Source organism: Prosthecobacter sp. SYSU 5D2, from assembly GCF_039655865.1.
In the GTDB taxonomy this organism is placed as follows: domain Bacteria; phylum Verrucomicrobiota; class Verrucomicrobiia; order Verrucomicrobiales; family Verrucomicrobiaceae; genus Prosthecobacter.
Map to the genome: position 1 here is coordinate 71,044 of NZ_JBBYXL010000008.1, position 12,700 is coordinate 83,743.

Consider the following 12,700-nt stretch of genomic DNA (forward strand, 5'->3'; position numbering starts at 1 on the left):
GTTTGCTCAGTCGTTGACGTTGATTTCGTGTTTGGCCAGCTTCAGCACACGCTGGCCGCAGGCGTTTTGCAGGTGCTCGATGAAGCCCTCAAAGCGGCCGCGTTTTCCGGTTAACAAATAATGCAAAAAATAACCCGGCAGTGCGATCATCAGGCCCGTCTCCGTGGTGATGAGCGCCTCAGAGATGCCGCCAGCCACCACGTTCATCGTGCCTTCGCCACCGCCGCCTTTGGAAAGGCCGTCAAAGGTGGTCAGCATGCCCGTCACCGTGCCCAGCAGGCCCCACAAGGGAGCGGCAGCCACAGCCACATTGATAAACTTCAGGTCACGGTCCAGCGGCGGCAGCTCATGCACCCGCAGCTCCTCAAAGGCTGCCATCACATCATCATAACTGGCATTGTCCCGCAGCCTCACCTCATGAAAGTCCAGATACCGCTGGGCTGCCTGGAAGGCGGACAGGGAGGCCGCGCTGTCAGCCCCCAGCCGTGACACCGTCTTGCGCCCGCCGAAGTAGCGGTTCTGGCGGAACTTCACCAGAAAGAAGGTGTAAAACATGTCGCCGCATTTGGCATAAAGAACGAAGGCCGTGATGGCCAGCGGCCACATGCCCCAGCCCCCGGCATCCCAGAAATCAAACCCGCTCTGCACATAGTCCTGCGCCCCTTTTGGCAGGGAGTCCATGAGGCTGGCAAGCATCGGTAAAACGGCAGACATGCGATTACGATCTCGGGGGGATCAAATCAAACAGCAGGAGCAGTGATCGGGCGAAGACCCAGCGGCTCAGGCTCAGGCGATGGCTGCGGGGCTGGCTTCACAGAGGCAAAAGCCGACGGCGGGCTGCCACCTGCATCCTTGGCATTGCGGTGGTTCATGATGCGCACGCCCAGCTTCTCCATGTCATCCATGGCCGCACGGGCCAGCCGCGCCAGGTAAGCCGCCATGAGCAAGCAGGGAATGGCGGTGATGAGGCCCCATTCCGTGGTGAGAAGCGCCTCCGAAATGCCGGAGGAGAATGTGGACGCATCCGAGGTGCCAAAGACCGTGATCAGCTTGAAGGTATTGATCATCCCGGTCACGGTGCCGAGGAGGCCTAACAAAGGTTCCACCGCAGCGGCGATCTTGATGAACGGGATGTAGGAGTTCAGCTTCGTCCGCGCATCCAGCACCCTTTCAAACATGGACTCCTCCATCATCGAGGCCGGGTCCGTGTAATGTTTCACCGTGGCGGCCAGCATCTTGCCCACCGGCCCGCCCACTTTTTTCACCATGGCCTCCGCCTGCTGAGTGCGCCCGGCATCCAGATGCGCCAGCAATTCCGTCACCTGCTTGTAGCTGGGGCGTTTCACCCGGATGAGCTGCATCCACTTCACCAGACCGATGAGCATGGCAACCGCACCCAGGATGCCGATTGGCCACATCACCGGTCCTCCCTTCAGGAACTCATCCTTGATCGTCATCTTCGTCTCCTCCACCTTGAAGGCGGAGCCGCGCGTCGCATCAATGGGCAGCCTGCCTTCCCCGGCGGCAATGGTCGTGCGGATGTTCTCCGGCTCCGTCGCCTCCGGCAGCGTCAGGATGGCCGGCTCATTGGAGCCCAGCCGCAGGTCCGCCAGGCCCATGTGCTTGCCATCCTCTCCGGCAAAGAAGGCCAGCGGCCCCAGCACCAGGAACTCGCCCTTGGAAACGACGCCGCTCTTGCCTTCCACTGCGCTGCCGTCAAAGATGACGCCGCCCACGGATTCCTCCAGCCGGTCCATGGCCAGGTTCAGCACATCCAGCCGCGCCTGCAGCTTGTCCTGCACGCTCAGGTTGCCATTGGCCGCCGCATTCTTTTTGTCCGTGATCAGGTCCCCATAGCGCTGCGCCTCAGAGATGTGGATGCGGGTTTCAAAGTTGCGGATGAACTCGTCCAGGATGTTGGACACATAGTTCGTCTGGTCCTCCTTGGCCTTGATCTGCGCCTTCAGGTTGGTGATGTCCAGCGTGCGGCTGTCGCTGATGCGCAGCACCCGGTCATACTCCTTGCGAGCCTCGATGATCTGGTCATCCAGCTCGTTGAGCTGCTTGGTCATCGGCACCTTTTCGGCCTCGATCTTCTTGCGCGTCTCCGCCAGCTGCTTCGTTGCCGTATCCAGTCTGTCCTGGAAATCATCGGCCACTTTGGCCAGTGGCGCTCCGTTTTGTGCCTGCACAGACAGGGAGAAAACCAGGGCCAAAAAGAGAGTCAGGGAGGAGGCTTTCATCGGGAGAAAGTGTAAAATCATGGTCAAAAAATTCCGCTCAGCGCACCTTCACCGGCAGGGAGACAAAGCCGGCCACCTTGTCGCCCTTGTTCATGGCGATCACCTCATCCACCAGCGCGGCCACCTTCGGGTCCTCCACCGTTTCCCAGCCCTTCGGTCCCGGCACCAGCATGCCGCCCACATCGGCCGTTTCACCGCTGCCGGCGAAGTAGCCCGCCGCCAGTCCCAGGTACAGCACCCGCACCTCCAGCTCGCGGCCGTCCGCCAGCTTGCGGCGCTCATTGATCACCGTCACATCGCTGTGGAATTTGTTCACCTCATTGATGACGATGAGCACGTTCACAAACCGCTCCCCGACGCTGCTCTTGATGTCTTCCGGTTTCATTTCCGGCTTGGGCAGGCGCTCATACTGGCCCTTGATCTTGTCCTGGAGAAAGGCCGGCAGCATGGGCCACAGGCTGTGCACCCGGGTCTCCAGCTTCTGGATGGCGCTCACCTGCAGATCCTGGGTCGTCAGCAGCTCCTTGTTCTGCGCGTCCAGCTTTTCACGCTCCGTGTCATTTGTGGTGATGGTCTTTTGCTGCTCGGCGGTCTTTTCCGTCAGCTCCTTCATCTGCGCCTTCATCAGCGCCAGCCGGCTGCCCACGATCTCCTTGCCCGTCTTCCAGTCCGTCTCCTCCTTGCTCAGCAGCTTTTGGGTTTCGTAGTATTTGTTCAGCAGCTCGCGGGAAAGCGCCAGATAGTCTTTCGTGGCGGAGTCTGACGGCGTCTGGCCCGCTGCCAAAACAGCGGACACCAGGCAGAGGACGAGGGGAAAAAGGCAACGGTTCATGACAATGGCCCCGCTGGCACATGCCGACCGGGAGGCATGGACAGGTGCCGGAGACCGTCAAAATCCAAAGCCGAATAAGGTGACAAAACGGTCACAAAGGCCGCGCAAGGCCTGACGCCCTCCTCGCGTGCCGTCGCTGCATTGTGTTACTATTTCGCCAGACAGCTCCCGCGCCCCGCTCCACGATGGCTGCTGCCGCAGATTCAGGCATTTCTCCTCATCATCCGGTTTGACCAGAGCGCTGCCCTGATGCTAGGCTCTGCCCTCTTAGGTTCGTTCCAGCAGCAATCTGTCAGTCCGTCCGCCTGCCCCATGATTGATTTCTTCCTCAAACTCCTGGACACCTCTGGTTTCCCCCCGCGCTGGACCTGCGGCACATGGACGGAAGGTCACGGCTGGCTGCACATCCTCTCTGACATTGCCATCTTCGGGGCCTATGCGGCCATCCCCATCTCCATCACCTCCTACATCATCGCGAAGAAGCAGGAGATCGCCTTCCGGGGCATTTACTGGCTTTTCGCCGGCTTCATCCTCTCCTGCGGGTTCACGCATCTCATTGATGCCACGCTTTTCTGGAACCCCTGGTACCGCCTGTCCGGGCTGATGAAGTTCATCACCGCCGTAGTCTCCTGGACCACCGTCATCGCCCTCATCCGTGTGCTGCCCGTAGCCATGCGCCTGCCCGGCACCGCCCGCCTGGCCGAGCAGCTCAAGGAGGAAGTGGAGGAACGAAAAAAATCCGAGGACGAGCTGCGCCACTCCTCCACCCGCCTGGCCCTGGCCATGGAGCACTCCCGCCTGGCGGACTGGAGCTGGGATGCCCAGACGGACCTCTGCACCTTCTCCCGCCGGGCCGCTGAGATGTGCGGCCTCTGGCCCCAGACCCAGGAAACCTGGGAGCAGATGCTGACCCGCATCCATGCGGATGACCGTAACGATGCCCGCGAGGCCATGCGCGAGGCCATCATGAAGCACACGGATTATGATGATGAATTCCGCATCCAGGATGCCGAAGGCAACGCCGTGTGGATCTCCCTCAAAGGCCGCGCTGAATACGATGACCGTGGCCGCGTCACCGGCGTCATCGGCACCCTGGCCAACATCAGCGACAAGAAGCACCTGGAGACTGAGCGGGAAAGCCTGCTCACCCGCGAGAGTGAGGCCCGCAACATCGCCGAGCGCGCCAACCGCATGAAGGATGAATTCCTGGCCACCCTCTCCCATGAGCTGCGCACCCCGCTGAATGCCATCCTCGGCTGGTCCCACATGCTGCGCACCGACCACACCGATGAGGAGGAGCTCAAAACCGGCCTCGAGGTCATCGAGCGCAACACCCAGGCCCAGGCCCGCCTCATCGAAGACCTCCTGGACATGAGCCGCATCATCAGCGGCAAGATCCGCCTGGATGTCCAGCCCACCGATCTCGCCCGCACCATCCAGGCCGCTTTGGAATCCGTGCGCCCTTCCGCCGAATCCCGCAAAATCCGCCTCACCTGCGTTCTGGACCCCCTCACCAGCCCGGTCCGTGGAGATCCTTCCCGCCTGCAGCAGATCATCTGGAACCTCCTCACCAATGCCATCAAATTCACCTCCCCCGGCGGCAAGGTGGAGGTGGCCCTGGAGCGGGTGAACTCCCACGTAGAAATCTCCGTCAGCGACACCGGGGTGGGCATTGAGCCGGAGCTGCTGCCCTACATCTTCGACCGCTTCCGCCAGGGAGATGCCTCCATCACCCGCAAGCATGGCGGCCTCGGCCTCGGCCTGGCCATTGTCAAAAACCTCACCGAGATGCACGGCGGCACCGTCCAGGCCAAAAGCGCCGGTGTGGGGAAAGGCGCCACCTTCCGCATTGCCCTGCCCCTGCCCGCCGCCCATCACGAGGAGGAAAGCCGCGCCCACCCTGCCACCTCCGAGATCCAGCCGCCGGAGGAAATCCAGCGCCCGGACCTCACCGGGGCCGAGGTGCTCATCGTGGATGATGAGCCGGACTGCCTGGACATCCTCCGCCTCATCCTGGAAAAGCAGGGTGCCACCGTCACCAGCGCCTCCTCCGGCAGCGCCGCGCTGGAGCTTTTAAAGACCCGCCGCTTTCATGCGCTGGTCAGTGACATCGGCATGCCGGAGATGGACGGCTACACCTTCATCACCACCCTGCGCCAGCTCCCCGCCGACCAGGGCGGCCGCATCCCCGCCATCGCCCTCACCGCCTTTGCCCGCAGCGAGGACCGCCGCAAGGCCATGACCGCCGGATTTGACACCTTCATCTCCAAGCCCGTGGACCAGGGCGAGCTCCTCGCCGCCGTCCTCCGCTCCGTCACCCGCAGCAAGAAGGACTGAGGCATTTTTCAAAACCTGGGAAGTTGGAACAATCATCGCCTCAGGTCTGGAGAGGCAGAAGACACAGAACGCAAAGCAAAAGAGATTGTCGTCTTGCCGGACCGTAGGCCGGATGTGTTCTGCGTAAGGTGAGTTCGCGGTCCTGGGCCAGGCCGCCCGCAGAACTATCCGGCTTCTTTGCCGGCGCCCTTTTCCTCAGACCATGTCATTCGTTGGCATGGAGGACTCCGTACCTTCAAAGAAAGCCGGATAATTCGGCGAATGGAGCTGGGGGGGGCAGCGATCCGGACTTGCGCCGAACACATCCGGCCTACGGTCCGGCGCGAAGTCAAGAAGTCCGTTTTCAAGACCTGGGAAGTTGGAACATCCGCAGTCTCAGCCCTGGCTCAGGGCATTCATCACGGCGGCGATGACTTCTTCAGGCGTCAGCATTTCCCAGTCCCCCTCCTCTGCCTGCAAAACCTGCACGCCTGTCTGCGGCGGAGCCCACAGGGCCGGGTCCGTGGGGCCAAAGAGCAGCAGGCAGGGCAGCCCGCAGGTCGCGGCCAGGTGGGAGATGCCGCTGTCATGGCCCAGGAAAAGATCGCAGCCGCGCAGGCGGTCCGCCAGCTCCGGCAGCGGCAGCGCCTGCCAGTGCTCCGCCGCTTCAAAGCCCGCCACGTCCACTCCGCGCTCCTTTTCGGCCTCGCCGGTGATAAGCATCACCTCCGCTGCCGGATGTTCCTCGCGCAGCGCGGCCACCACCTGCCGCCAGTGCTCCACCGGCCAGTTCTTCTTCACCGATCCGCTCCCCACATGCAGGGCAATGCGTCTGCCTCCAATGCCAGACGCCTCCGGCTTCGCCTCCCCCAGCAGCGGGGCGCGCCAGTTCGGCTCGTCCAGATACATGGCCAGCTTTTCCAGCGGCCGGGCCAGTTGCTGCGCGGCGTGGCCCTGCCCCGGACGTACGGAGTGCGGACACTCTAGCAGCGTCTTCACGCCGATGCCCTCCAGCTGCCCGCGCAGGATGCCGTCCGGATCAAACAGGTAGCTCACCACCACATTGAAGCTCAGCAGATACTCCACCAGCGCCGGGTCCAGCGCCGCGCCTTTGGCAAAGAGCAGCGCCATGGACCGGTGCTCCAGGCTGCGCACCGTATCCGCCAGCCCCGCCTTTACCGCCAGCTCCGCAATGCCCGGATAGCCCAGCACCTCCACCTCGCAGCCGGCCAGCGTTTCGCGGATCAGCCGCAGCGCCGGCATGGTGAGGATAAAATCTCCGATCGCGCCACCGCGAATGACCAGGACGCGCGGCTTGTTGCCCTTGGCCTCCATATGCGGATCAAATCAATACGTCGTCACCGCCAGCACCAGCATCAGCGCGCCGTAGGCGATGCCGCTCCACACCGCCACATTCCAGCGCACCGGTTTGGCCAGCAGCCAGGTGGTCCAGTCGCGCATGAGGAAGGGCATGCCCACAAAAAACATGCCCACGATGATCCACGCATAGGCCAGGATGGGCAGCAGCAGCCGCGTCACCGGCGGTTGCAAGAAAGCCGCCGCCAGCACCGGCCCGGCCGCCAGCAGCATCAGCGAGCCCAGCGCCCGCACCGCCAGGAATTCCTTCACATACACCAGCACCAGCACAAAGCCGGCTGGCACGGCCATGAGGAAATACTGCCGCAGGAAATAGAACTCTCCCATGTCAATGTTGGCCAGGCACATCATGCCCCACAGCCAGCCGAAGCTCAGCAGCGCCACGCCCCAGGCGTAGCTGCGCGGAAAGCCCTTCAGAAAAGCCTTCGCCGCATCGCCCTTTTTCCAGGCCAGCAGGTGCACCGCCAGGAGCGCCAGCCCGAGCACGATGCCCGTGCCTTTCAGCGGAATGCCACCCGTGGGTTCCAGGTGGTACAGATAGTTGTGCAGGTCAGTCAGCATGTTGGGCCGCCAACCTGTCCCGTCTCCGCGCCGAATCAATCAATTCGCTGCATGGTTTTTGAGATGATTTCTCCACTTTGGGGAAAACTTGTTGAGATCATAACTCAATAAGTTAATTTTTGCCGGATTCACCATTGGTCCCCTCCCCCTGTCATGGCTCGCGCACCCAGTTCCTACCAGCTCACCGCGACTGAGCTGCATGAGGTGTATGCGGAAAAGTCCAATGTGCAGGAGCATGGGGAGGTGGTGGAGTCGGAGTATGAGCCCCTGGTTCCCTGGGTGCAGGGTGCCACCACGGCCCGCACCGTCCGCCCCGGCTTTTACATGCATTGGGCGGAGGAAGTCTTCGACCGGGAGGTGCGCATCCGCTGCAATGAGGAGGAGGACTTTTATGTCCTTACCTTTGCGCTGGAAGGGCACTGGCAGGAGATCTCCGGCGCGCGCCGCCGTCTCCATGACCGCCACGCCGGGACCATGGCGCTCATCCGCTTCAGCCAGTCCAAGGAGCACCGGGCCATGCCCACCGCCCACGCGCGAAAGGCCAGGCACCTCACCCTGGCGGTGGAAGGCAGCCAGTTACGCCAATGGATGACGGAGCGGGAGCTGGCAGAGCATCCGCAGTGGCGCCGCTTCCTCAATGGCGAAGGGGAGCCGTGCATCGTCGCCCCCCTCACACCGCGCGCACGGCTGGTGGTGGAGCAGATCCAAAACTGCCCGTTCCAGGGAATCTGCCGCACGCTCTCCATGGAGGCACGCTGTCTGGACCTGATTGTGGAGATGATCGCCTTCCTCAGCCCCGCTCCTGCGCCCGCCAGCCGCCGCCTCACCTCCCAGGACCAGGAGCGTATCAATGCCGCCGCAGAGTTCCTGCGTCAATCCCTGGAGGCCCCGCCCACACTGGTGGAACTGGCCACGCGGGTTTCTTTGAGCGAATCAAAATTGAAGTCCGGCTTCCACCAGGTCTTCGGTACCACCACCTTTGGCTACCTCCGCCAGCAGCGCCTGGAAAAAGCGCGCCTGCTGCTGGAGCGCGGGGATTGCAGCATTCTGGATGCCTCCCACATGGTCGGCATCAGCAATCCCAGCCACTTCGCCTCCCTTTTTAAGCAGCAGTTCGGCATGAATCCCAAGCAGTTTCAGTTGAACGTCACGAGGCAGAAATAAAACGCCAGTTGGTAGAATTAAAATGATAACGGGTCTCAGTAGCTGTCTGCATGAAGCCACTCCCGCTGTCTCTCCTTCTCCTCTGCCTCTCCTTCCCTCCGCTCCTGGCGCAAGAAGCCACGGCTCCGGCCACTGGTGAAATGGAAACCCTGCCCGAAGTCGTCGTCTCCGCTGAGGCGGAGCCCAAAACGGCTTACTCCGCGCCGGTCACCAACTCCGCCTCACGCATCCCGGAAAACATCATGGAGGTGCCCCGCTCCGTGCAGACCGTCACCCAACAGGTCATCCAGGACCGCGCCATCATTGATCCGCAGGAGGCCGTTCAAAACGTCAGCGGCGTGCAGCGCGGCGGCACCTTCACCGGCACGGGCGAGAGCTACCGCCTGCGCGGCTTTGCCCAGCAGACCTACATCAAGGACGGATTCCGCGCCGGCACCGTCCCCGGAGGCATCGTTTACAATGCCGTCGCTCCCACCGATGTGGCCAACCTCCAGCAGATTGAGGTCCTCAAAGGCCCCGCCTCCATCCTCTTTGGCCGTGGCGAGCCTGGGGGCGTGGTGAACTACGTCACCCAAAGGGCCAGTTTTGAGGATGCCTACAGCATCCAGCAGATGGTCGGCAGCTTTGATTTCTACCGCACCCAGGTCAATGCGAACTGGGCCGCCGTACCAGACAAATTTGCCCTTCGTTTCGATGGCGCTTTTGAGACCGGAGATTCCTACATTGATTACGTCGAGTCTGAGCGCACCTTCATCGCCCCCGCCTTCGCCTGGCAGATCAGCGAGAACACCCTGCTGAACTTCCGTGCGGAATACAGCCACGATGACCGCTCCACCATCCCCGGCATGCCTTATCAGAACGGCAGCGTCATCGGCGGCATACCCTATGACCGCTATCTGGGCGAGCCCGGCTTCACCCGCAATGTCACGGACACCTACCGTGCCCTTCTCACCCTGGAGCACCGGTGGAACGAGCATCACAAAACCACCCTCTCCCTCCACGGCCTCACATCCACCAGTGAGGGCGGCTACTTCATTCTCTTCAACTTCGCCGGCCCTCTCCAGGATCCGGTCACAGGTAACATCGCCCGTTCCTCCGCAGCCACTGACTTTTCCGAGCAATATCTGACCGCACGGCTGGATCACCTCATCACCTGGGACCTGGCCCCCAATGTGAAAAACGAGCTGCTCATCTCCGCCGAGTTTGACTACCAGTATAATGACAACATCCGCAAACTCAGCGGCCATCCTGGCATCAATCCTTACAACCCCGTCTATACCGGCTACCAGCCAGGTCCCCTGCTGCCGTTTCCCGGCTTCCCCACCGCCTTTGCTGAGGCCACCACCACGGATGCCAAAGCTTATTCCCTTCTGCTCATGGACAAGGTTTCTTTTGGGGAATCTGTCTTCCTGAACTTTGGTGCCCGCCTGGAGTGGTTTGATGCCACCTTTGAATCCACCTATGCAGACCCTGGCGTTCCCTTTCCGGATACCTTTGGAGAGCTGGACCAGGGCAGCGTGAACCCCTTTGCTGGCATCGTCTTCAAGCCGCTCAAGCAGCTCGCCCTTTACGGCAGCTATTCGGAAAGCACCAACTCATTCAGGAACATCTCCCTGAGAACCGCCAGTGGCGAAAGCCTGGACCCGGAGCGTGGCCGCCAGTTTGAGCTGGGGGCCAAGACGGAGTTGCTGGACGGCCGCTTCATCGCCAGCGCAGCCTTCTTCCAGATCAACAAGACCGACATCTCCGCCGCAGATCCCAACAATCCGTTGTTCTCCATCAATGCCGGCGAGGAGCGCAGCCGCGGTTTTGAACTGGACCTCGCGGGCGAGCTGGCCCCAGGCTGGCGGCTGCTCATGAACTACGCCTATCTGGACAGCCGCATCATTGATGCCCCCGGCGGAGCCAATGTGGGCAACCGCCGCCCCGGTGTGCCGGAAAACAGCGGCAGCATCTTCACCACCTATGAAATCCAGACCGGCAGGCTGAAGGGCCTCGGCTTTGGCGGTGGCGTTTACATGAGCGACCGCGTCGCCGTGGATACGGTCAACAGCGGCAATCTGGCCGGTTTTGCACAGACCGATGCGCTGGTCTTTTACCGGCGTAACAACTGGCAGGTGCAGCTCAATGTGAAGAACCTCTTCGATAACGAGATCTTCTACTCCGCAGACCAGAGCACCTCGGTCCAGGCAGGCAATGCCCGCACCTTCATTGCCTCCGTGAAATTCGAGTTCTAATTCAATCATGGCATCCTCCGCCTCCATCCGCCGCTGGACCACTCTGCACCGTTGGAGCAGCCTGTTTTGCACCGCCAATCTGCTGTTCCTCTGTGTCACCGGTCTCCTGCTCATCTTCCACCCGGAGATCGATGCCATGCTCGGCTCCATGCCGGAGATCCGGCAGGAGGGACGGGAGATGCAGCCCCCCAGCCAGTTGGTGGAGGCGGCCAGGCAATCCCGCCCCGGCTGGTCCCCCGCCGTTTATGCAGAGGATGAGGATCATCCGGGCCGGGTCTTGATCACCATGCTGCCTCCCGGTGTCCAGGACCTGGCAGAGAGCAAGGCCGTCATCCTGGATGGCTTCACCGGCCAGGCCACGGATGTGAAGCTGGACCAGACATTCAGCATGATCGTGCTGAATCTCCATGCCAATCTCTATGCCGGTTTCTTCGGTGAGCTGTTCTTGGCCCTCGTCGGCATTGCCTTCTTTGTCGCCCTGATCTCCGGCGTGGTCATCTATGCGCCCTTTATGCGTAGCTTTCTCTATGGCATGATCCGCCGGGAGCGTGGGGCGCGCCTGTTTCAACTGGACCTGCATAACCTCGTCGGCATTTCCACGCTGGCCTGGTGCTGTGTCGTCTGCTTCACCGGCATCGTCCTGGAGCTTGGGAAGCCTCTCCTCATGATCTACCAGCACCAGGACCTCGCCGCGATGACGGCCCCCTTTAAGGACCGCCCAGCGCCGGAGAGCATCGTGCCGCTGGACCAGGCCATCGCCACCGCCCGCCAGGCCTGGCCGGGGCATCGCATGCAGTTCGCCGTCTTTCCCGGCACGCAGTTGACCGGCCAGCATCACTTTACCCTCTTCATGGCTGCCGAGTCCGGCCTGGCCAAGCGCGTGCCCAAGCTGACGCTGGTGGATGCCGCCACCGCCGAACTCACTGTGGCCAGTGATGCGCCCTGGTACATTCAGGCGCTCTTCGTCAGCGGCCCGCTGCATTTTGGTGACTATGCCGGCACCCCGCTGCGGATCATCTGGGCCGTGTTTACCGTCCTCACCATCATCCTCTGCATCAGCGGACTGTATCTTTTCATCGCCAAGCTTCGCGGCCGCCGTCGCGAGGTCTCGCTGCTTCAGGAAGCCACCTCATGAGCACCCTCCGCCGCTCCACCTGGGCCATTCCCGCCCTCCTCGCCTTCACCTCCCTCGCCGCCCTCATCCTCGCCCTCGTGGCCGAAGGCCTGTGGGATTACATCGCCTGGGCACTCCTCGCCGTGCCGCCTTTATTGGTGGGGCGATTTTGGATGAAGAAATAGCAAACCTGCTTGAGTTAAAAATCTGTCCTTGATAGCATGGATTCACAAACGTCATGCTTATCGAGCACACAGCAGTCCTGGCCAGAGTCCTCGGGGTAGCTCTTAACCTGGTAATGACCTATGTGACAGCCATCCATGCGATCTGGATCTGCGCGGGTTCTGAACAAGCACCGGTATGGCTTGTGGCAATTCTCTTGGCCCTTTTGGGATTGGTCACGTGGGCTGTCACCTCGATTGGGGATTGGCTGTGGTCCTTGGAGGAGGGATGGTTTGAACTTCAGCGTCTGCTGCGGGTGATTCAAACGGCCTTTATCGTTGGCGGATTCTTCACAAGTCTCGTCCTTAAAGCTGTTTACTCTTTTATGGGATTCTAAAACCGATGTCGTGCTTTGCCTCGTCCCACAGGCGGAGCTTGCCAGCTCCGGAGTCCACCTTCTGCCGTCGTGAATCCAGGACATCCTTATGGGTTTGAGGTACCTCCAACCGCTCCACATGATGACGCAAATCGTCCCACAGCGATTCCATGACCTGGAATTTTTCCCGCAGGGTGAGATGTGAGACTTCAATGGTACTCATGGCAATTCAGGCTATCCCTTTTATGGCGTCACACAAAGTTATTTTGAGCAGGCGCGGGATCAGCTTTTGGTATGATGCAACTGGTTACGGACTTC

At 61.4% G+C, this 12,700-nt stretch carries 12 protein-coding genes; 6 read left to right on the plus strand and 6 right to left on the minus strand.

The genetic code is table 11. The annotated features are described in order from the left end of the window. Nucleotides 1-6 precede the first annotated feature (6 nt). From WJU23_RS14825 to WJU23_RS14835, 3 genes are read right to left on the minus strand one after another with little or no spacing between them, the layout of a single operon-like run. Nucleotides 7-714, minus strand: a complete 708-nt coding sequence (locus WJU23_RS14825) for a MotA/TolQ/ExbB proton channel family protein (protein ID WP_346333380.1) — start codon at nt 712-714, stop codon at nt 7-9. A 26-nt stretch (nt 715-740) separates the two neighbouring features. Continuing rightward, on the minus strand, nt 741-2,264 hold the full coding sequence (locus WJU23_RS14830) for a MotA/TolQ/ExbB proton channel family protein (RefSeq protein WP_346333381.1): 1,524 nt from the start codon (nt 2,262-2,264) through the stop codon (nt 741-743). Nucleotides 2,265-2,280: 16 nt separating this feature from the next. Beyond that, nucleotides 2,281-3,075, minus strand: coding sequence for a DUF3450 family protein (locus tag WJU23_RS14835; RefSeq protein WP_346333382.1), 795 nt, complete (start codon nt 3,073-3,075; stop codon nt 2,281-2,283). A gap of 312 nt (nt 3,076-3,387) precedes the next feature. Between WJU23_RS14835 and WJU23_RS14840 the strand changes: the two genes are divergently transcribed. Further along, nucleotides 3,388-5,412, plus strand: a complete 2,025-nt coding sequence (locus WJU23_RS14840; protein WP_346333383.1) for an ATP-binding protein — start codon at nt 3,388-3,390, stop codon at nt 5,410-5,412. Nucleotides 5,413-5,787: 375 nt separating this feature from the next. On the opposite strand, the gene WJU23_RS14845 is transcribed toward WJU23_RS14840, so the two are convergent. Both WJU23_RS14845 and WJU23_RS14850 read right to left on the minus strand, forming a co-directional pair. Beyond that, entirely contained in the window at nt 5,788-6,726 is a 939-nt protein-coding gene (locus WJU23_RS14845) for a glycosyltransferase family 9 protein (RefSeq protein WP_346333384.1), read from the minus strand. A 12-nt stretch (nt 6,727-6,738) separates the two neighbouring features. Further along, entirely contained in the window at nt 6,739-7,329 is a 591-nt protein-coding gene (locus WJU23_RS14850) for a hypothetical protein (RefSeq protein ID WP_346333385.1), read from the minus strand. Between the two features lie 153 nt (nt 7,330-7,482). Between WJU23_RS14850 and WJU23_RS14855 the strand changes: the two genes are divergently transcribed. From WJU23_RS14855 to WJU23_RS14875, 5 genes are read left to right on the plus strand one after another with little or no spacing between them, the layout of a single operon-like run. Next, nucleotides 7,483-8,493: an AraC family transcriptional regulator gene (locus WJU23_RS14855; RefSeq protein ID WP_346333386.1), complete on the plus strand. Its 1,011-nt coding sequence runs from the start codon at nt 7,483-7,485 to the stop codon at nt 8,491-8,493. 50 nt (nt 8,494-8,543) lie between these two features. Then, nucleotides 8,544-10,730, plus strand: a complete 2,187-nt coding sequence (locus WJU23_RS14860; protein ID WP_346333387.1) for a TonB-dependent siderophore receptor — start codon at nt 8,544-8,546, stop codon at nt 10,728-10,730. Between the two features lie 7 nt (nt 10,731-10,737). After that, nucleotides 10,738-11,865, plus strand: coding sequence for a PepSY-associated TM helix domain-containing protein (locus tag WJU23_RS14865; protein WP_346333388.1), 1,128 nt, complete (start codon nt 10,738-10,740; stop codon nt 11,863-11,865). Next, entirely contained in the window at nt 11,862-12,029 is a 168-nt protein-coding gene (locus WJU23_RS14870) for a hypothetical protein (protein ID WP_346333389.1), read from the plus strand. Before WJU23_RS14865 ends, WJU23_RS14870 begins: the two co-directional genes overlap by 4 nt. Nucleotides 12,030-12,082: 53 nt before the next feature. Continuing rightward, the gene (locus WJU23_RS14875; RefSeq protein WP_346333390.1) at nt 12,083-12,403 is read left to right on the plus strand and encodes a hypothetical protein; all 321 of its coding nucleotides are present in this window, start codon (nt 12,083-12,085) and stop codon (nt 12,401-12,403) included. On the opposite strand, the gene WJU23_RS14880 is transcribed toward WJU23_RS14875, so the two are convergent. Next, nucleotides 12,390-12,605, minus strand: coding sequence for an addiction module protein (locus WJU23_RS14880; RefSeq protein ID WP_346333391.1), 216 nt, complete (start codon nt 12,603-12,605; stop codon nt 12,390-12,392). The two genes, WJU23_RS14875 and WJU23_RS14880, sit on opposite strands and share 14 nt — an antisense overlap. Between the last annotated feature and the right edge of the window lie 95 nt (nt 12,606-12,700).